Origin of the sequence: Providencia sp. PROV174 (assembly GCF_028480685.1) — a bacterium.
Taxonomy (GTDB): Bacteria; Pseudomonadota; Gammaproteobacteria; order Enterobacterales; family Enterobacteriaceae; genus Providencia; species Providencia rettgeri.
Genome location: NZ_JAMPOT010000024.1, coordinates 47,517 through 65,787, shown reverse-complemented (window position 1 = coordinate 65,787; position 18,271 = coordinate 47,517). Strand labels below are relative to the sequence as shown.

Annotated in this window: 13 protein-coding genes and 6 tRNA genes; 15 read left to right on the top strand and 4 right to left on the bottom strand. The window is 42.0% G+C overall.

Annotation, left to right across the window (positions count from 1 at the left end):
* Window positions 1–181: 181 nt before the first annotated feature.
* Window positions 182–2,167 (bottom strand): N-acetylglucosamine-specific PTS transporter subunit IIBC, encoded by a 1,986-nt coding sequence (nagE, locus tag PSE60_RS19040; RefSeq protein ID WP_371031506.1) that lies wholly within the window; start codon window positions 2,165–2,167, stop codon window positions 182–184.
* A 457-nt stretch (window positions 2,168–2,624) separates the two neighbouring features.
* Between nagE and nagB the strand changes: the two genes are divergently transcribed.
* The 10 genes from nagB (at window position 2,625) to PSE60_RS18990 (ending at window position 8,765) form a co-directional block, all read left to right on the top strand.
* Window positions 2,625–3,428, top strand: a complete 804-nt coding sequence (gene nagB / locus PSE60_RS19035) for a glucosamine-6-phosphate deaminase (RefSeq protein ID WP_272666445.1) — start codon at window positions 2,625–2,627, stop codon at window positions 3,426–3,428.
* 75 nt (window positions 3,429–3,503) lie between these two features.
* Window positions 3,504–4,667 (top strand): N-acetylglucosamine-6-phosphate deacetylase, encoded by a 1,164-nt coding sequence (gene nagA, locus PSE60_RS19030; RefSeq protein ID WP_210840382.1) that lies wholly within the window; start codon window positions 3,504–3,506, stop codon window positions 4,665–4,667.
* Between the two features lie 11 nt (window positions 4,668–4,678).
* On the top strand, window positions 4,679–5,902 hold the full coding sequence (nagC, locus tag PSE60_RS19025; RefSeq protein WP_272666444.1) for a DNA-binding transcriptional regulator NagC: 1,224 nt from the start codon (window positions 4,679–4,681) through the stop codon (window positions 5,900–5,902).
* A 369-nt stretch (window positions 5,903–6,271) separates the two neighbouring features.
* Window positions 6,272–6,348 (top strand) — tRNA-Met (locus PSE60_RS19020).
* 7 nt (window positions 6,349–6,355) lie between these two features.
* Window positions 6,356–6,440: transfer RNA gene (locus PSE60_RS19015), tRNA-Leu, on the top strand.
* 31 nt (window positions 6,441–6,471) lie between these two features.
* A tRNA-Gln gene (locus PSE60_RS19010) sits at window positions 6,472–6,546 on the top strand.
* A gap of 31 nt (window positions 6,547–6,577) precedes the next feature.
* Window positions 6,578–6,652, top strand: a tRNA-Gln gene (locus PSE60_RS19005).
* A gap of 50 nt (window positions 6,653–6,702) precedes the next feature.
* Window positions 6,703–6,779, top strand: a tRNA-Met gene (locus PSE60_RS19000).
* 10 nt (window positions 6,780–6,789) lie between these two features.
* A tRNA-Gln gene (locus PSE60_RS18995) sits at window positions 6,790–6,864 on the top strand.
* A gap of 557 nt (window positions 6,865–7,421) precedes the next feature.
* The gene (locus tag PSE60_RS18990) at window positions 7,422–8,765 is read left to right on the top strand and encodes a dicarboxylate/amino acid:cation symporter (protein ID WP_210837094.1); all 1,344 of its coding nucleotides are present in this window, start codon (window positions 7,422–7,424) and stop codon (window positions 8,763–8,765) included.
* A gap of 69 nt (window positions 8,766–8,834) precedes the next feature.
* On the opposite strand, the gene ubiF is transcribed toward PSE60_RS18990, so the two are convergent.
* Window positions 8,835–10,022, bottom strand: a complete 1,188-nt coding sequence (ubiF, locus tag PSE60_RS18985) for a 3-demethoxyubiquinol 3-hydroxylase (RefSeq protein ID WP_272666443.1) — start codon at window positions 10,020–10,022, stop codon at window positions 8,835–8,837.
* A 460-nt stretch (window positions 10,023–10,482) separates the two neighbouring features.
* Here ubiF and miaB point away from each other — a divergent pair, with 460 nt between their 5' ends.
* The 5 genes from miaB (at window position 10,483) to lnt (ending at window position 16,253) form a co-directional block, all read left to right on the top strand.
* Entirely contained in the window at window positions 10,483–11,913 is a 1,431-nt protein-coding gene (miaB, locus tag PSE60_RS18980; RefSeq protein ID WP_210837068.1) for a tRNA (N6-isopentenyl adenosine(37)-C2)-methylthiotransferase MiaB, read from the top strand.
* A 39-nt stretch (window positions 11,914–11,952) separates the two neighbouring features.
* Entirely contained in the window at window positions 11,953–13,005 is a 1,053-nt protein-coding gene (locus tag PSE60_RS18975) for a PhoH family protein (RefSeq protein WP_210853488.1), read from the top strand.
* Window positions 13,006–13,473 carry an rRNA maturation RNase YbeY gene (gene ybeY / locus PSE60_RS18970; protein WP_210837069.1) on the top strand — a complete coding sequence of 156 codons (468 nt, stop codon included), beginning with the start codon at window positions 13,006–13,008 and terminating at the stop codon, window positions 13,471–13,473. It begins immediately after the preceding gene.
* Between the two features lie 366 nt (window positions 13,474–13,839).
* The gene (gene corC, locus PSE60_RS18965; protein WP_004908986.1) at window positions 13,840–14,724 is read left to right on the top strand and encodes a CNNM family magnesium/cobalt transport protein CorC; all 885 of its coding nucleotides are present in this window, start codon (window positions 13,840–13,842) and stop codon (window positions 14,722–14,724) included.
* Window positions 14,724–16,253: an apolipoprotein N-acyltransferase gene (gene lnt, locus PSE60_RS18960; RefSeq protein WP_272666442.1), complete on the top strand. Its 1,530-nt coding sequence runs from the start codon at window positions 14,724–14,726 to the stop codon at window positions 16,251–16,253. Before corC ends, lnt begins: the two co-directional genes overlap by 1 nt.
* A gap of 47 nt (window positions 16,254–16,300) precedes the next feature.
* On the opposite strand, the gene PSE60_RS18955 is transcribed toward lnt, so the two are convergent.
* Together PSE60_RS18955 and PSE60_RS18950 are read right to left on the bottom strand one after the other, a co-directional pair.
* Window positions 16,301–17,224 carry a sugar kinase gene (locus tag PSE60_RS18955; RefSeq protein ID WP_272666441.1) on the bottom strand — a complete coding sequence of 308 codons (924 nt, stop codon included), beginning with the start codon at window positions 17,222–17,224 and terminating at the stop codon, window positions 16,301–16,303.
* A 4-nt stretch (window positions 17,225–17,228) separates the two neighbouring features.
* Window positions 17,229–18,242: an SPFH domain-containing protein gene (locus PSE60_RS18950; protein ID WP_272666440.1), complete on the bottom strand. Its 1,014-nt coding sequence runs from the start codon at window positions 18,240–18,242 to the stop codon at window positions 17,229–17,231.
* Between the last annotated feature and the right edge of the window lie 29 nt (window positions 18,243–18,271).

The window sequence follows — 18,271 nt, the reverse complement described above, 5'->3', positions numbered from 1 at the left end:
TATCCCAAACACTGCCCACAAAGCTAACAATTAATTATATTTTCTTTATACACTGGACTCAGTTGATACTGATTATCATTATTTGTTATGCCCTATATGATTATCTTTTTCTTATTTAAACTGCATAAACAAAGAGGGTGGCCTAAGCCACCCTCTTACTCACTTATAATATTAAACTGAATTATTTCAGAACATTATAAATAACGGTTTCACCTGCTTTCACGTCACCTTCAACTAAAATTTCGATGCCAGCAAAATCATCAATATTGCTGATGATGACAGGGCTAATCATTGATTTAGCATTGGCTTCAAGGAACGCGAGGTCTAAGTTCAGGATTGGTGTACCAGCAGTCACTCCCGCCCCTTCTTCCACTAAACGTGCACAACCTTCCCCTTTCAGTGCAACCGTATCGATCCCCATATGAACAATGAGTTCGACACCGTTTTCTGTTTCAAGGCAGAATGCGTGGTTAGTTTCAAAAATTTTCACCACCGTACCTGATGCCGGCGCTAACACTTCGCTGCTTGTTGGTTTGATGGCAATACCATCGCCCACAATGCGGCTAGAAAACGCTTCATCTGGCACATCGTCAAGGGAGAACACTTGGCCGCTGACTGGCGCAACCAGAGATAAAATCACATTACCTTTTGCTTTCGCTGGCTCTGCGGCTTTTTTCTCTTCTGCTACTGCAACTGGTGCAGAACCGGCAATAGGGCCTTTTGCAATTACTTCAGTCATTGCTTTTGCGACCAATTCAGCACGTGTACCGACAATCACTTGCACATTTTGTTTGCTTAAGCGGATAACACCTGAAGCGCCTAAACGTTTAGTCATCGCATCGTTAACAACCGCGGAATCTTTAACGCCTAAACGTAAACGTGTAATACAGGCATCAATACTGACGATATTTTCACTACCACCAACCGCTGCAACATATTGGCGAGCTTCTTTTTGAATATCGCTGTCACTGTTATCGGCAGGGCTAATGCTTTCGTCATAACCATCAATCGTTTCATCACCTGCGCTCTCTTCACGGCCTGGTGTTAACAGGTTGAATTTACGGATCATAAAACGGAAAATGACATAGTAAATGCAGAAGAATACTAAGCCTTGAACAATCAACATATACCACTGAACGGCTAATGGGTTACGTGATTGCAATAACATATCGACTAAACCTGCGCTGAAACCGAACCCTGAAATCCATTCCATTGTTGCTGCGATATAAACCGAAATACCTGTTAACAATGCGTGGATCACATACAGAATCGGAGCCACGAACATGAATGAGAATTCAAGTGGTTCAGTGATACCGGTGAAGAATGCCGCAAACGCACCGGCAATCATAATACCAGCCACTTTGGCTTTATTTTCCGGGCGAGCGCAGTGGTAAATTGCTAATGCCGCACCTGGCAAACCAAACATCATGATTGGGAAGAAACCAGCTTGGTAACGACCAGTGATACCCACTGTCGCCAGACCTGCTTCAATAGACTTAGCACCGCCTAAGAAGTTTGGAATATCATTGATACCCGCAACGTCAAACCAGAATACCGAGTTGAGCGCGTGGTGCAAACCAACTGGAATTAATAAACGGTTGAAGAATGCGTAGATACCCGCTCCCACAGAGCCTAAATCTTTAATACTTTCACCGAAAGAGACTAAACCGTTGTAAACCACCGGCCAAACATACATCAGAATGAAGGCTAAAATGATCATTAAGAACGATGTCAAAATCGGCACGAGGCGACGACCGCTAAAGAAAGACAACGCTTTTGGTAGCTCTACGCCACTGTAGCGGTTGTACAATTCAGCAGACAATACCCCAACTAAGATACCCACAAACTGGTTATTTATTTTACCGAATGCCGCAGGAACGCTTTCCAACGGAACATTCATGATCATGGAATAAGATGCAGGAGAACACAGTGTTGTCACCACTAAAAAGCCAACAAAACCGGTCAGCGCAGCCGCACCGTCCTTATCTTTTGACATTCCATAAGCAACACCAATAGCAAACAGTACGGACATATTATCAATAATGGCCGCACCCGATTTAATCAGTAACGCCGCGATTGCACTATTGGCTCCCCAACCATCTGGATCAATCCAATAGCCAATCCCCATCAGGATTGCTGCGGCTGGTAGTACAGCAACTGGCACCATAAGTGCCCTACCAATCCGCTGTAAGTAGCTAAGAATATTCACAAACTCCCCCTTTATCGCCCTATTTTTGCCCCATTTACGGGATCTTATTGTTCACACACCTAAATCATAATTTAGGTTATTGAGAGTATCAATTTCATAGTCTAAATTAATTGTTTCGCGATGCAAAATAAATAGGTTCGATTTGTGATAAATGTCAACGAAAGAGTTACTGATATGACTAAATTACTAGCTATTAATGAAAACTTATTTTATGATTAAAAATAACTTATTTGTACTATTAACCTGTATATTCTCAGCACACTTGAGTGCATGTCCTGAAAAAAAACAGCATGTCAACCAAGTGATAATGCACAATAAATTTGAAGTATAACGAGTATTCCTATATCTAATAAATAACATCGGGGATACATATATACATGAAAGATTTCACAGACTTATTAGAGGTAATTGAGACATGAGGCTAATTCCACTTAACAATGCGCATGATGTCGGCATTTGGTCCGCACAGTATATCGCTGACAAAATCAACGCATTCAACCCTACAGCTGATCGCCCTTTCGTTCTTGGGTTACCAACAGGCGGTACCCCTCTTGCGACTTATAAAGCACTGATTGCTTTATATAATGCAGGAAAAGTCAGTTTTAAGCATGTGGTAACATTTAATATGGATGAATATATTGGTATTCCAGCTAATCATCCTCAAAGCTATCACACATTTATGCATGAAAATTTCTTTAACTACATCGACATTCAAGCGCAAAATATTAATTTACTGAATGGTAATGCCCCAGATGTTGATGCGGAATGCCAACGTTATGAAGATAAAATTAAATCTTACGGCAAAATTAATTTATTTATGGGCGGCGTTGGTAACGACGGTCACATTGCTTTTAATGAACCCGGTTCTTCACTGAACTCGCGGACCCGCATTAAAACATTAACACCAGAAACGCGCCAAGCTAACTCACGTTTCTTTGATAACGATATCAATCAAGTACCAAAATTTGCTTTAACTGTCGGTGTCGCCACATTAATGGATGCTGAAGAGTTAATGGTACTTGCAACAGGTGCGAATAAAGCAAACGCAGTTCATGCCGCAGTTGAAGGTTCAATTAACCATATGTGGACAGTGAGCTGCGTGCAAATGCACCCAAAAGCACTGGTTGTCTGTGATGAACCAGCAACACTCGAATTAAAAGTTAAAACGCTTAAATATTTCAAACAGCTAGAATCTGAAATTATTGAAAAGTTTAACTAAGATTATATTTATCAATCACCCGATCAGCGAAGGCTGATCGGTGACCCACCTTCCAGAGGTCAGGAGTTTTAAGCCATGTATGCATTAACAAATTGCATTATTTATACAGGTCATGAAAGACTGGATAACCATGCGGTCGTCATTGATGGTGAAATCATCAAAGATGTTTGTCCTGTCTCTGAATTACCTTCCGATATTCCACAACATGACCTACAAGGTGCGACGTTATCTGCAGGGTTTATTGACCTGCAAGTCAACGGCTGTGGTGGTGTCCAATTCAATGATAATAAAGAAAATGTCACATTAAAGAATTTGGATATCATGCAAAAAGCCAATGAGCGTACAGGATGTACCAGTTACCTGCCAACGCTGATTACGTGCTCTGACGAATTGATGAAGCATGGTATTGAGGTCATGACGGAGTACTTAAAAGACCACAAGAACCAAGCTCTCGGGCTTCATTTAGAAGGCCCATATATTAATGTTATTAAAAAAGGCACACATAACCCTGAATTTATCCGCCAACCATCCGCGCAGATGATTGATTATTTAGCTGCTCATGCAGACTCCATCACTAAAATCACTTTAGCGCCTGAAATGGTTGAACTAGATTACATTCACCAACTGAAAGATTCCGGCATTGTTATTTCTGCAGGGCATTCAAATGCAACGTATGAAGAGGCCAAACTGGGCTTTAAAGCCGGAATTCGCTTTTCAACGCATCTTTTCAACGCCATGCCATATATTTCAGGCCGTGGCCCGGGTTTAGTTGGTGCTATTTATGACACTCCTGAAGTGTATGCGGGAATTATCGCTGATGGCTTACATGTTCAGTGGGCAAATATCCGTAATAGTAAGCACTTAAAAGGTGATAAATTAATTTTAGTGACTGATGCCACAGCGCCGGCAGGAATAGATCCTCAAACTGGTGAAATGGATCATTTTATCTTCGCGGGTAAAACCATATACTACCGCGATGGATTATGTGTAGATGAAAATGGCACACTCAGCGGCTCATCACTCACCATGATAGAAGCCGTGAGAAACAGTGTAGAGTACGTGGGTATTCCATTAGATGAAACACTGAGAATGGCAACGCTCTACCCCGCAAGAGCCATTGGAGTTGATGAGACTTTAGGGTCTATTGCTCCGGGTAAAATTGCGAATTTAACCGCGTTTAACCACGACTTCGACGTCCTTGCAACCTATGTGAACGGAGCAGAAGTCTACAAAAAATGAGTAACTAGCTAATGAATCAAAGCCACTCGCTGAAGCAAATTGGTAATATTGATCTCGTCAAACAACTAAATAGCGCTGTCGTCTATAGTTTAATTGACCAACATGGCCCGATATCAAGAATTCAAATCGCGGAGCAAAGCCAACTTGCCCCAGCCAGTGTGACTAAAATCACTCGCCAGTTACTCGAACGTGGTTTAATTAAAGAAGTTGACCAACAGGCCTCTACTGGAGGCCGTCGTGCCATATCTATTGTTTCTGAACACAAAAATTTTCACACGATTGGCGTCCGCTTAGGGCGCTATGATGCCACCATCGCCTTATACGACTTAGGTGGCAAAATGATTGTTGATGCTCATTACCCTATCACAGAGCCTTCTCAGCAAGCCATAGAACAAAAGTTGATTGCCGCTATAGATGATTTTATTGAGCACAATCATAAGCGCTTAAAAGAGCTGATTGCGATTTCTATTATTCTCCCTGGGTTAGTTAACCCAAATAGTGGGATTGTTTACTACATGCCACATATCAAGGTCGACAATTGGCATCTCATCGATAATTTACAAGCACACTTTAAAATTACCTGTTATGCAGGGCATGATATTCGCAGCCTAGCCCTTGCTGAGAGCTATTTTGGTGCTACTCGTGATTGCGAAGACTCTCTGCTAGTACGCATCCACAGAGGCGCAGGGGCGGGTTTAGTCATCAATAAAGAGATATTGCTCAACCATCGAGGTAACCTCGGGGAAATCGGCCATATCCAAGTTGACCCTCTTGGCGAACTTTGCCATTGTGGTAATTTTGGTTGTTTAGAAACCATTGCCTCAAACCAAGCGATTGAAGCCCGTGTAAAACAACGTTTAGAACAAGGCTATTCGAGCTCCCTTACATTGGAAACTTGTACGATTTCCCATATTTGCCAAGCCGCTAATAAGGGAGATCCACTTGCTACGGAAGTTATCCAGCACGTTGGCCGGCAAATCGGTAAAGCGATAGCTATCTCTATAAACTTATTTAACCCTGAAAAAGTCGTTATTGCAGGGGATATCACGGAAGCAGAACACATTCTGTTACCCGCGATTCAAAGCTGCATTGACACACAAGCCTTAAAAGGATTTAGGGAGAATCTCCCCATCGTCACATCGCAGTTGGTTCATAACTCGGCAATAGGCGCTTTCGCACTCACTAAACGCGCGATGCTCAATGGTGAATTATTGCAAAAACTGTTTGAAAGCTAATTTTTGGCGTGTTTTTTTAAAGCAGGTAGAGACACCTGCTTTTTTATTGTCTATAAACTGAATATTTTCATTTCATATATCATTTTTAGCATACTCCCCATTCCTCCACGTTGTTCCCCGCACAAATTTTTGAGCTCTTTCGCTGTATTATTTCCTCCCCTTAACAAATTACATTTATCTAGCGTCTAAGACAAAAAGTGATTTTTTTCAAATACGGGCTTGTTTTTTGCTGGCTTTATCGACAAAATGATTATTCAACAAACAAACAGTCACGTTTTCTGAAAAATAGTGCAAAAAGCTGTTGACTGTCGGGTCTGTAATTAGCATAATGCGCCCCGCAACGCCGACGAAGGTTATGCAAAAAAAGATGGCTATGTAGCTCAGCTGGTTAGAGCACAACACTCATAATGTTGGGGTCACAGGTTCGAATCCCGTCATAGCCACCATTATTTTGCGGGAGTGGCGAAATTGGTAGACGCACCAGATTTAGGTTCTGGCGCCGCAAGGTGTGCAAGTTCAAGTCTTGTCTCCCGCACCATTTTCCTTCTCGGTAGCATTGAATTTAAGATTGGGGTATCGCCAAGCGGTAAGGCACCAGGTTTTGATCCTGGCATTCCCAGGTTCGAATCCTGGTACCCCAGCCATCTTAAAACAATCAATAGTAGAATTCCCGGATGGGGTATCGCCAAGCGGTAAGGCACCAGGTTTTGATCCTGGCATTCCCAGGTTCGAATCCTGGTACCCCAGCCATCTACTATCCTACCTAGAGTTGCACAATTCATTTCAAAGAAATTATATATGGCTATGTAGCTCAGTTGGTTAGAGCACAACACTCATAATGTTGGGGTCACAGGTTCGAATCCCGTCGTAGCTACCATTTCTTTTGTTGGGGTATCGCCAAGCGGTAAGGCACCAGGTTTTGATCCTGGCATCCCCAGGTTCGAATCCTGGTACCCCAGCCATTCTCTTTTCAATATCACTTAAATTAACTCCTATTCTCTCTTTCTCTGCCTAAACTATCTTAATTTTGCTTATCGATTTTATTGATAAATTAAATGAAAAATAAAAAAATAGCAGATAACTCTATTTTTTAATAAGTTGAGGCTTCATCTCTACTGTTTTCTATATTTCCATCCCTATTTTTAGCTTAAATAATGACTTTTTAGTGATTTACTTATTTATTTAATCCCAATATTACCGATTAACCAATAGCTTAATCGTTTAAAGTGATGTTAAAGCAACATTTAGCTCATAAAATTTACGTTTGCATAACTTTTCTATCAAATATGTGACTTCAATCATTTCTCTATAACCGCTGAAAGTGTTAACCTGCGCTCGAATTGTAGTTAGGTATGATTATTACCAGTTAAATTATTATCAACCTCTGGTACTAATAAATTCAGCCCCTTCTTCCATTCCAACTAAATTAGTTCTCAGAAACTCTAATAAAAGTTTTAAACCTAATAATTATAAATTGCCAAACGCAACATTTTTACAGAGAAAATTTATGCGAAACATGATAAAGCAACCAATATATAAGATCTTATATGTTCAGGTAATCGTAGCCATCGTTCTGGGTATCGCACTTGGCCACTTTTTTCCAGACATTGGAGAGTCATTAAAACCGCTTGGTGATGCATTCATCAAAATCGTTAAAATGATTATCGCGCCAGTTATCTTCTTAACTGTAGTCACTGGTATATCAGGCATGTCAAACATGAAGGCCGTTGGTAGCGTCGCAGGTAAAGCGATGCTCTACTTCATCACTTTCTCGACCATCGCTCTCATCATCGGTCTTATCGTCGCAAATATCATTCGCCCAGGATCAGGCCTTAACATTGATCCGGCAACCCTTGATAGCACTAAAGTTGCCACCTACGTTGAAAAAGCACACGAATCTTCGATAGTTGGCTTCTTGATGAATATCATCCCTGATACCGTCATTAGTCCATTAGTAAACGGCAACATTCTGCAAGTTCTATTTATTGCTGTCATTTTCGGATTAGCATTGGCGGCAACAGGTAAACACGGCGAGCCTATTGTTAAGCTACTGCAAAACTTTTCTGAACCTGTGTTCAAAATGGTTGCGATGCTCATGAAACTCGCACCTATTGGGGCATTTGGGGCAATGGCATTTACCATTGGTAAATATGGAATTTCATCTATTGGCAACTTAATGATGCTGATAATGACGTTCTATATTACCTCACTGTTGTTCGTCTTACTTGTTCTGGGTGCAGTTGCTAAATACAACGGCTTCTCAATCATTGCGCTAATTAAATATATCAAAGACGAGCTATGGTTAGTTTTAGGTACCTCTTCTTCCGAAGCGGCACTGCCAAGCTTAATGCGCAAAATGGAGCATGCTGGGTGTGAAAAATCGGTTGTCGGGTTAGTGATCCCTACAGGCTATTCTTTCAACCTTGACGGTACTAACATCTATATGACGATGGCCGCATTATTTATTGCCCAAGCCACTAATATTGAGCTCACTATTTGGCAACAAATTTCGTTGCTGTTGGTTGCGATGATAAGCTCAAAAGGTGCAGCGGGTGTGACGGGTGCAGGGTTTATTACCTTAGCAGCCACACTGATGGTGGTGCCAAGCGTTCCTGTAGCAGGTATGGCGCTTATTTTAGGTATCGACCGTTTTATGTCTGAGTGCCGTGCATTAACTAACTTAGTTGGTAACGCATGTGCGTGTATCGTTGTTGCGCGTTGGGAAAAAGAACTCGACACAGAAAAACTGGCTCATGCATTTTCAGCAAAAAATGAAACATTAGATTCAGTGATTACTGAAGATGACAACAGCAATACGGATACAAATCACATTCAACCGATTGATTTAGCCAATAATAAATAACAATAACTTCTTCACTTAATAATAAATAGGCCGCTAATTAGCGGCCTATTTATATATCTAAGATAAGTTCTATAACCCTAAAGCATACTTCAACGCCAGTTTTTTCGCTTCTCCGGCGCGTTGTGCCGCCATCAACCCGAGATTCCTAACTATTTTCAATCCCGGTAACTTTTCACTAAATGCCATATAAAATACGTCCATTCCAGCTTGCATAATTAAATTATCAGGCAAACGACGGTGTTGATAACGTTTCAATACATCAAGAGAATGCCAAGGCTGTATATATTCACGAGCGTAAATCACTTCTTTCAACAATGCATCAACATCTCGGTAGCCTAAATTCACTCCCTGCCCCGCTAATGGGTTAATGGTATGAGCAGCATCACCAATCAATGCTAATCCATCTATCACATAGCGACGTGCATGATGACGAGTCAGTGGAAATGCCCCTGCTGCAATTGCGGTAACAGGCCCTAAACGTTCAGGAAAAGCTTCAGAAATCGCTCCCGTCAACTGTTCCATTGACATGCCTTGTAAACGCCTAATCTTTGCAGGGCTGTCATACCAGACTAATGAAGCCCAATTATCATACAACGGTAAAAATGCCCTAGGCCCTGATGGAAAAAACTGCTGCCATGTTTTATCTTGCTGAGACTGCTGTGTTTGAATGCTAATCAACATACATGATTGGCGATACTGCCAGCCACGGCTACCAATTCCTGCCATTTTGCGGACCTGCGAATTCGCGCCATCAGCTCCAATAACAAGCTTAGCTTGCAGAGTTCGGCCATCATCTAATGCTAATATCCACTCTTCTTGCGACTTAGGTTGGTATAAATTGATAAGTCTCACAGGGCAGACAAGGTCTAGATTGCTGTATTTTTCACATTCCTGCCATAATGCAAGTTGTAACACACGGTTTTCTACCATAAACCCAAGTTCAGGCAACCCAAGACTCTGAGCATCAAAAACCACATTGCTCTCTGGCTCTTCCCATGTTTCTAACTGGCGATATGGAGCACTTCGCATTGCCTTAACATGTTGCCAAGCCCCTAATTGCTCCAACAATTCAACAGAAGCACGGCTAATCGCAGAAATACGAACATCTGGAGCACTTTGTGGGTCAAAGGCCGCAGGTTGTGCTTTTTCAAGCAAAGCGACTCGCATGCCTTCTTGAGCAAAGCCCAATGCTGCTGCCGCGCCAGTCATACCTGCGCCAACGACGACAACATCATAAGATTCGATTAATTTATTCATACGTTCGCTACTATTTATTGTTTAATAAAGGTTGTTGTTTGATAACAGTGACCACGTTGATAAAGGTATTGTACCGAAAAATGATGATTCTCACAGGAAATAAGACATTGAAGGCTTAGAGGTTATTCGCGTCCTTCATCTTTATAACCTTACAAACAGTGTATTTTGCTGAAAACACTTTAATTCGCACAAAAAATAACCACAATTTTGCAACATCCTCTGGTCACTGATGCCGCAAATGAATACAATACGTGCTAATTTTAAAACAATAGGCAAATTGCCTGCCCTTAGATTTCGTGTGGTGATATTATTTTAAATATCTTTGCATTTATCCCATCATACAATGATGTCCTTAATCAAAATGCATGCGAGTTCCCAAATATAAGGGGTAGGACTTTGGATTTACAACGCGTTTCGGAGTCCATTACACTAGCCGCTTCGAAAACACCGGATATACGACATGTCGACGAATAAAAAGCTATACATTAAAACTTGGGGTTGCCAGATGAATGAGTATGACTCATCCAAAATGGTTTCTTTATTAGAAAATACCCATGGTTATCAACTCACTGAAATTGCAGAAGAAGCCGATTTATTACTGCTTAATACCTGTTCAATTCGTGAAAAAGCACAAGAAAAAGTCTTCCATCAACTTGGTCGTTGGAAGTTTTTTAAAGACAAAAACCCTGACATTATTATTGGTGTAGGCGGCTGTGTCGCTTCACAAGAAGGGGATTTTATTCGCCAACGTGCGCCAAGCGTTGACATCGTTTTCGGCCCGCAAACTTTGCACCGTTTGCCTGAGATGATTAATCAAGTTCAAGGTACCCGCAGCCCAGTTATTGATATCAGCTTCCCTGAAATTGAAAAGTTTGACCGTTTACCTGAACCTCGTGCCGAAGGGCCAACGGCTTTCGTTTCGATTATGGAAGGCTGTAACAAGTATTGCACCTTCTGCGTAGTGCCTTATACCCGTGGTGAAGAAGTTAGCCGCCCTTGTGATGATATTCTATTTGAAATCGCACAGTTAGCTGCACAAGGTGTACGTGAAGTTAACTTACTGGGTCAAAATGTGAATGCCTACCGTGGCGCAACTTTTGATGGTGAAATTTGCTCATTTGCAGAATTACTGCGTTTAGTCGCCGCTATTGATGGTATAGACCGTGTTCGCTTTACCACTAGCCACCCAATTGAATTTACTGACGATATCATCGAAGTTTACCGCGATACTCCAGAATTAGTCAGCTTCTTGCATCTACCTGTGCAAAGTGGCTCAGACCGCGTTCTAACGATGATGAAACGTGCTCATACGGCACTTGAATACAAAGCCATTATTCGTAAACTACGCGAAGCACGCCCTGGTATTCTTATTAGTTCAGACTTTATCGTGGGCTTCCCCGGTGAAACAACCGAAGACTTCGAAAAAACCATGAAACTGATTGCTGACGTGAATTTTGACATGAGCTACAGCTTTGTTTATTCCGCGCGTCCTGGTACGCCAGCTGCAGATTTACCTGACGACGTAACGGAAGATGAAAAAAAACAGCGTCTATACTTACTGCAACAGCGTATTAATCAGCAGGCATTAAGCTTCAGCCGCCAAATGGTGGGAACCATTCAACGTATCTTAGTTGAAGGAACATCACGTAAAAACGTTATGGAGCTGTCTGGACGTACTGAAAATAACCGTGTCGTGAACTTTGAAGGCACACCGGATATGATTGGTAAATTTGTGGATGTCGAAATTGTAGATGTCTATACCAACTCATTACGCGGTAAAGTCATTCGTACAGAAGACCAAATGGGTCTTCGCGTTCATGAATCACCAGAGTCTGTTATTGCACGCACCCGTAAAGAAGATGAGCTAGGTGTTGGTAGTTTTCAGCCCTAAGCCACAACCATAGGATATTCAGTGACCGAGACAAAAAATTTGCAAATCGCAACACAAGAAATCTTTCTAGAACCCGCAGATAACCAACGTTTAATGAGCCTCTGCGGGCCATTTGACGATAATATCAAGCAGCTAGAACGCCGCCTTGCTATCGAAATTAATCGCCGTGATAACCGTTTTAAGTTATCGGGTAAGCCGCTGAATGTTCAAGCGGCCAGCAAAATTTTGCGTCAACTGTATGTTGATACCGCACCTGTGCGCGGTGTTATCCCTGATATCGACCCTGAAAATATTCACTTAGCCATTCTGGATAGCCGTGTTTTAGAGCAATCTGCCGATAGCGTTCCTGACTACGGTAAAGCGTTGAATATTAAGACTAAACGTGGTGTGATCAAACCACGCACCCCAAACCAAGCGCAATATATCGCCAATATTTTAGACCATGATATTACGTTTGGCATTGGCCCAGCAGGAACTGGGAAAACCTATTTAGCGGTAGCCGCGGCAGTTGATGCCTTAGAACGCCAAGAAGTTCGCCGCATTCTGCTTACACGCCCTGCTGTTGAAGCCGGTGAGAAACTTGGTTTTTTACCAGGAGATCTCAGCCAAAAAGTCGACCCTTACCTGCGCCCACTTTATGATGCGCTATTCGAAATGTTAGGCTTTGAAAAAGTTGAAAAACTGATTGAGCGTAATGTTATCGAAGTCGCACCGCTGGCCTATATGCGAGGTCGTACGTTGAATGATGCTTTTATTATTTTAGATGAGAGCCAAAACACCACCATAGAACAGATGAAGATGTTTTTAACGCGTATTGGCTTTAACTCTAAAGCGGTTGTGACGGGAGATATTACTCAGGTTGACTTGCCTCGCGGTAGTAAATCAGGCCTACGTCATGCCATTGAAGTGCTTTCCGAAGTCGATGATTTAAGCTTCAATTTCTTCCACAGTGAAGATGTGGTTCGCCATCCTGTTGTTGCAAAAGTCGTCATGGCTTATGAAGCATGGGAAGAACAAGATAATAAACGTCGCCAACAGTTACGTGAAGAAAAAGAACAGCAAAAGCAATTTGAAAAGCAGGAAAATCTATAAATGAGTGACATTATTCTCGATTTACAAATTGCGTGCGAAAACCCTGAAGGCTTACCTTCTGAAGCCGAATTTCAGCGTTGGTTAACCGCTGTTTTACCTAAATTTCAAGCGCAAAGTGAAGTCACTATTCGAGTGGTTGATGAGCCAGAAAGCCATCACTTAAACTTAACCTATCGTGGCAAAGACAAACCGACTAACGTGTTGTCATTCCCCTTTGAGGCTCCACCAGAAATTGAGCTGCCTTTGCTTGGTGATTTAATTATCTGTCGCCAAGTCGTTGAACAAGAAGCTATCGAGCAACAAAAAACAGCAGAAGAACACTGGGCTCATATGGTTGTTCATGGTTGCCTTCATCTTTTAGGCTATGACCATATTGAAGATGATGAAGCAGAAGAAATGGAAAGTTTAGAAACCGAAATTCTGGCTGAATTAGGCTACGAAGACCCATATCTTGCAGAAAAAGAGTGACCTTACTATAATTTTTTGAGATATCTTTCTCAAAGAAAGCATTATTTTACAAAAAACTGACGGTTATTTTGCAGATAAACCGTCAGTTTTGTGCTAAAAAAGAATGTAGTAAACTGTTTTTATTAACTAACCTAATCTCCAAATACTTTGACTTGGGCTACTTTTTGTACCAAGTGCAGCCAACAACGCTGCGGTTCGATAATACGACGAGTGAATACTCTAAATAATTCGAATTGCAGTTAGGCGGCCAGCGAGGATATCTCGATGAGCATACATAAGTATGTGATTCGAGTAGCCGAGTGCAGCCAACAACGCTGCGGTTCGAAGTATGACGAGTATTTTTTGAGGAAAAAAAAATTAACCGCCATGAGCGACGATAACTCTTCGAGTAGCGATAACCCTGGTCCTAAGAAAGGGTTCTTTGCACTGTTAAATCACCTATTCCATGGTGAACCTAAAAATCGTGATGATTTGGTCGAATTAATCCGCGACTCTGAACAAAACGATTTGATTGACCCTGATACTCGCGAAATGCTTGAAGGGGTAATGGATATCGCGGATCAACGCGTGCGCGACATTATGATCCCGCGTTCCCAAATTGTTACCTTAAAACGTAATCAAACGCTTGATGAGTGCCTTGATGTCATTATTGACTCTGCTCACTCACGCTTCCCTGTTATTAGTGAAGACAAAGACCATATCGAAGGGTTATTGATGGCAAAAGATTTACTGCCATTTATGCGTACCGACGCAGAACCTTTTAGTATCGATAAGGTATTACGCCAAGCGGTTGTTGTGCCTGAAAGTAAGCGAGTAGACAGACTACTCAAAGAATTCCGCTCTCAACGCTATCATATGGCTATCGTTATTGATGAGTTTGGTGGTGTTTCTGGTCTAGTGACCATTGAAGATATTTTAGAGCTCATCGTAGGCGAAATCGAAGACGAGTATGACGACCAAGACGATGTTGATGTTCGCCAGCTTAGCCGCCATTCTTATTCTGTCCGCGCCCTTACGCAGATTGAAGATTTCAATGAAGCCTTTGGGACTCATTTTAGTGATGAAGAAGTTGATACGGTCGGTGGCCTCGTTATGCAAGCCTTTGGTCATCTGCCTTCTCGTGGTGAAACTATAACCATAGACAACTATCAGTTTAAAGTTGCGATGGCAGATAGTCGCCGGATCCTTCTGCTTCACGTAAAAATCCCAGACGACGCGCCAGTTCCAACTTTGGAAGAAGAAAAGACTTAATGAACTCAACGTCTATTTATCAAAGTCAGCGGTTGCGGTTACTGCTGGCTTTAATTTTCGGAGCCAGTGGAACACTGGCTTTTTCGCCTTTTGACATCTGGCCTGCCGCACTACTTTCTATCCTTTTCCTCCAATTACTGACCTTGCAGCGCACGGTCAAGCAATCTTTTGCTATCGGCTTTGCTTGGGGATTTGGCTTATTCGGTAGTGGCGTTAACTGGGTTTACGTCAGCATTGCAGATTTTGGCGGCATGCCAGGCCCTGTTAACGTATTTATTGTTATTCTTTTAGCGGCATACCTTTCTCTTTATACCGGGCTTTTTGGCGCATTGATGGCCAAATTTGCCCCATATGCCAATATTTGGCGTTTAGTCTTTTTTGCCCCGGCGCTGTGGCAGGTTACTGAGTTTTTACGTGGTTGGGTTCTCACTGGTTTTCCATGGCTGCAATTTGGTTATAGCCAAATTGATGGGCCGATGAAAGCATTCGCGCCTATATTTGGGGTGGAAATGATTACGTTGCTATTATTTAGCATCAGTGGTCTGCTAGTACTCGCTATCCTACGCCGCAGCTTTATCGCGCTCGCTGTTGCTGCTGCCTTAATTTTTGCGCCATTAATTGCCAAAAATGTACAATGGTTTACCCCCCTTGAAGGTAAGAAAATGGAAGTCGCACTGGTTCAAGGCAATATTCCCCAATCAATGAAGTGGGAAGCCAGCTTTTTACAACAAACCAAAGACACCTATATGGAGCTCTCTCGCCCTTATATCGGTAAAGCGTCTTTGATTATTTGGCCTGAATCAGCAGTACCTTCCGTTGAGCTCGACAACCAAGCATGGCTTAAATCTCTCGACCAATTACTGGCAGAGTCGAACACTCAGTTAATTACGGGTATTGTGGATGCGCGCCCGATGGATGGTGAATACACTTTTTATAATACAATCATTGTATTAGGAGATAAAAAACCGTATTTATATCCATCTAAAAACCGCTATAACAAACACCATTTAGTGCCATTTGGTGAATATGTACCTTTAGAAGATTTACTGCGCCCTATCGCACCGTTCTTTAATTTGCCTATGTCAGGTTTTAGCCGTGGCGATTATGAGCAAATGCAATTAGCAGTTGGTAATATTCATCTCACTGCTGCTATTTGCTATGAAATTATTTTAGGTACACAGGTCAGAGATAACTTTAAACCTGATAGCGACTACTTACTTACTGTTTCAAATGATGCGTGGTTTGGAAAATCTATAGGCCCTTGGCAACACTTCCAAATGGCACGGATGCGTTCCTTGGAGTTAGGTCGCCCACTGTTGCGCTCAACCAATAATGGTATCACCGCAGTGATCAGTGCAGATGGCTCTATTCAAGATATGCTGCCACAATTTAAAACAGCGGCGCTTGCCACCGAAGTCACCCCAACAACAGGGCTGACTCCTTACGCACGTTGGAGTAATTATCCGATGTGGGGAGTGGTCGTTATATTTGGTATTCTCGGTTTTGCTATGAATAGACGTCAAAAGTAACGATGTTAACCCCACCTCGAGAGCTATAAATGAGGTGGGGAAATTGACTAAGCAACTAATAACCCTCGTACATCTGCAATTTTCACTGTCACAATACAACCTGCATTGAATTGTAAGAAATCATCTTCAATACCATCGGAAAAAATAACGCCGTTATCAGGCATTAATGACTCAACCGCTAACGGGTTACTCGGCTCTATCGTGCCAAATACCCATCTGGTTCCTGTCGTTTTACTTAAAAATGGCTCCCTAACACTAAACTGTAGTTTGCTTTCTCCCCAGCCGAATCCATTAGAAAGCGGATGTGACGTTGCCCCTGTAATGGCTTGCGCTCCTGCTAAGATAGATTGAAACCACCCCGTTGAACCTAACCCTGTCGATATAATGATCCCCGAAGAAGACTGAAACTCTTGTTCTCCATTCCAGTTCAATAAATAACGTGCCGATGTGTGGCTTTTCGGGCCAATAAATAAATCGTTCACCGCCAGTAGTGATTGCCCGTCATTGGTTGTTGCCTGCGCAAAAGTCACTGATTTTTGCTCAGCCTGACCTTTCAATGTTTTCGTTACCACCTCCTGTAATTGACTAATTTCAAATGGCAGTAATTTTCCATCCCACCTTGCAGGATCTGGGTTAATCGCAATAACGGGCTGACCTTTTAAATACTTTAACGTATTAGCCACTAAGCCATCCTGCCCAATCACAACGATAATGTCCTGCTTAGAAAATTGGTAGCTTGGTAATAATTTTCTTTCCAATAATTGAAATCGGCCTAAAGACTTCAAAATTGATTCAGCTTGGACTAATTGCCGCTGATATAAATCATGTTCATTCAGGTAATCATCGACTTCCACATGATTATGTTCCAAATAAAATTTTGCCTGAGGCCATGTATTGAAGCGTTCAATGAGCTCCTGTAAGCGAGTTTTACGTATCACGAGAATGAATCGAGCATCATCAATCTTATTCATTATTTCACCCCTTTTTCATTAACTGGCCAAATAAGTCAGGGGAAATATTTAACTCGCCAATTTTTCCTGCATTTTGTGCTAATGATTCAAATGCCATTGCCATCAATTGCTCTGGTCCCATTTTCGCTAACGCAAGCGCTTTTAAGTTCTCCACTGGTAATTGGCTATAAGCTTTCATTTTAGATTCAATCGCATAGGCATCTGCATCAGATTGGATCCGTTGGTTTTCCACGCTAAGTGCCACCAGCTCATTACGTTTTGCTTCCGCACTCACCTGTGCTGTTAATTCTTCTTGCTTAATCTCTGCACGTTCACGTAACAACTTACGTTCATTATCAAGGCGAGCTTCTTCAATTTGCTGCTCTTTGGCCTGCACAGATAAGTCCGTTTCTAGCTCAGCTTCTTTAATCGTCCTTTCTTGTTCGACAGAAAACTTTCGTCTGGCATAAATAGCATCATCCGCTTCTTTCAAAATGGATTCTCTCGCTTGTGCTTCTAATGCTTTGAGGGTTTCAGGTGAAGGTGCAATTGCCGCAATGGAAACATCTAAAATAGCGATGCCTAATGACTCTATTGCAGCTTGTTCTGCAAGTTGCTTGCTGACTAACGTCACCAATGATTGGCTAATCAATAATGCATCTCGTAATGAAGTAGTTTGTACCTTAGCTTGGATAATTGTTTGAGCTGCACGCACTACCCTGTCGCTCAGTTTAAGTGGATCTTCAGATGCATAACTTTTTCCATCTTTAGTTAAGTTAAAGTTTAAAACATCCGCCGTTTTTTCGGCGGCGACCACCTGAAAAGAAATTTGTCCCTGAATACGTAAACTTTGGAAATCAGAAGTTTGTAAATTAAAAATAAAGGGGGCTTCTTGTGCATTCAATGGAAGCGCCGCAATGGAGGTTTTGTCCGAGTTATACCAAAAACTGAGCCCTTTACCTTGTTTACGCACTTTTCCATTCACTGATTGAATAACAAAAGTTGATGAGTCTGCTTTGAAATATTTAAAGTTAAACATAGTGTATTCCTTGTTAATGTCTTTAAGAC

What these genes read in the sequence shown, in the direction of transcription:
- lnt (WP_272666442.1), top strand. Translation starts at nt 14,724, where the DNA reads ATGAACTCAACGTCTATTTATCAAAGTCAGCGGTTGCGGTTACTGCTG.
- ybeY (WP_210837069.1), top strand. Translation starts at nt 13,006, where the DNA reads ATGAGTGACATTATTCTCGATTTACAAATTGCGTGCGAAAACCCTGAA.
- miaB (WP_210837068.1), top strand. Translation starts at nt 10,483, where the DNA reads ATGTCGACGAATAAAAAGCTATACATTAAAACTTGGGGTTGCCAGATG.
- PSE60_RS18955 (WP_272666441.1), bottom strand. Translation starts at nt 17,224, where the DNA reads ATGAATAAGATTGATGATGCTCGATTCATTCTCGTGATACGTAAAACT.
- PSE60_RS18950 (WP_272666440.1), bottom strand. Translation starts at nt 18,242, where the DNA reads ATGTTTAACTTTAAATATTTCAAAGCAGACTCATCAACTTTTGTTATT.
- nagC (WP_272666444.1), top strand. Translation starts at nt 4,679, where the DNA reads ATGAATCAAAGCCACTCGCTGAAGCAAATTGGTAATATTGATCTCGTC.
- nagA (WP_210840382.1), top strand. Translation starts at nt 3,504, where the DNA reads ATGTATGCATTAACAAATTGCATTATTTATACAGGTCATGAAAGACTG.
- nagE (WP_371031506.1), bottom strand. Translation starts at nt 2,167, where the DNA reads ATGGTGCCAGTTGCTGTACTACCAGCCGCAGCAATCCTGATGGGGATT.
- nagB (WP_272666445.1), top strand. Translation starts at nt 2,625, where the DNA reads ATGAGGCTAATTCCACTTAACAATGCGCATGATGTCGGCATTTGGTCC.
- corC (WP_004908986.1), top strand. Translation starts at nt 13,840, where the DNA reads ATGAGCGACGATAACTCTTCGAGTAGCGATAACCCTGGTCCTAAGAAA.
- ubiF (WP_272666443.1), bottom strand. Translation starts at nt 10,022, where the DNA reads ATGAATAAATTAATCGAATCTTATGATGTTGTCGTCGTTGGCGCAGGT.